Raw genomic sequence first — 1,366 nt, 5'->3', positions numbered from 1 at the left:
TCATCAGTCGCGACATAAATATGCTCAAAGTACCCTAAAACTTGCTCAACAACTCTCGCGATCATCGGTTTACCGCAAATATCGAGTAATGGTTTTCCTGGTAAACGAGAAGATCCAAAACGAGCAGGAATAACAATTCTAATTTTAGACATAAAAAACCTTTAATTTATAGATTGGCTATGCTGTTCAATTACAGCAAACATTTCATCGGGGTGGTCAATAGTATAATTAGCTTTCTTTTCGTAAGCATACCATTCCTGAATCAGGGATTACTAGAAAGAGACACTCGCCCTTTCTTCTACTTATCGCTGCCAGCGTATATTTCTTTTGACGATTTTGGCTGGAGTTCCTGCAATTATAGTATTCTTATCTGTAAAACTTTTATTAACAAAAGAACTCGCTCCAACAATGCAGCCAGATGGTATGGTTGTACCCTTTGATAATATAGCTCTTGCTGCGACCCAAACATTATCAGATACCACTATAGGGCTCGCATGATTTAACCTTTCACCTGACTCTAAGCAGTAAATTTTATGAACATCTGTGGATCTGACTTCTACTTCCCTTGAAAACATACAGTTTTTGCCAATAATTACATTTTCATCCCTACTTAAAATATAAACTCCTTGGGCTGTTGTATTTTCCCCTATTCTTACCGTTCTATTATTTCCAACAATTAATATATGCCCTACCCACCTTACATTATCATCAATAAGTAATTTATTGTTATCACCTTTAAAAACGATTTTTAAGTTATCACATGTGAAATTACTCCCTATACTTACTATATTATTTGACGACTCCCTCCAGAAATTGATAGTATTTTCTCCCCTTAAGGTAACACTGTCACCGATATTTATGCTGTTTTTTTTAATCTGACCTTTTACTGAAAATTGCTTACTTTTGTTTTTTGATTTAGATTTATTTATTTGTAGAGATTTAGCATTACTTAATTTATTTGCAGTTAACAATTTTTTTAAAATACTCATTAATTTTTCCCTAATTATTTTATCATAACTCCAACCCGTTGATTAGTAGTTATCGTCCAATTAAATAAAGCTTCAGGTAACCTTATAGCGCTTCTCTTCCTATTTCGAAAAGCCAATTATTTTTCGAACTAATCATTTGATGCGAGATCTTAGTGTGAGGTTGGTTCTCTATCGAACTTCCTTGAATAAAGGTAACTATAAATTACAAAAAAAACCAACAGAGCGGAATTATGAATCAGGACAAATCACGCATAAATCCATAAATTTAATCAAAAAATAAAAATACAGCAATCGTTTTATTCATAATTATTATATTTTTGAAAATATCTCAATAACTTTATCTAAGTCTTCTTGATTATCCACTCCAGCTTTAGGTA

The 1,366-nt window shown here is 32.4% G+C and carries 1 protein-coding gene and 1 pseudogene; both read right to left on the bottom strand.

Annotated features, from left to right (window positions below; all coding sequences use genetic code 11):
• Positions 1-152: pseudogene (locus BCU68_RS15795) on the bottom strand (3-deoxy-manno-octulosonate cytidylyltransferase); the annotation flags it as partial.
• A 150-nt stretch (positions 153-302) separates the two neighbouring features.
• Positions 303-989 carry an acyltransferase gene (locus tag BCU68_RS15790; protein WP_102565705.1) on the bottom strand — a complete coding sequence of 229 codons (687 nt, stop codon included), beginning with the start codon at positions 987-989 and terminating at the stop codon, positions 303-305.
• Positions 990-1,366 lie beyond the last annotated feature (377 nt).

Source organism: Vibrio sp. 10N.286.49.B3 (assembly GCF_002873395.1).
GTDB lineage: Bacteria > Pseudomonadota > Gammaproteobacteria > Enterobacterales > Vibrionaceae > Vibrio.
This window is presented reverse-complemented; position numbering and strand designations above follow the sequence as displayed.

Excerpts from the sequence above, each read along its gene's own strand:
- BCU68_RS15790 (WP_102565705.1), bottom strand. The coding sequence starts at position 989 with ATGAGTATTTTAAAAAAATTGTTAACTGCAAATAAATTAAGTAATGCT.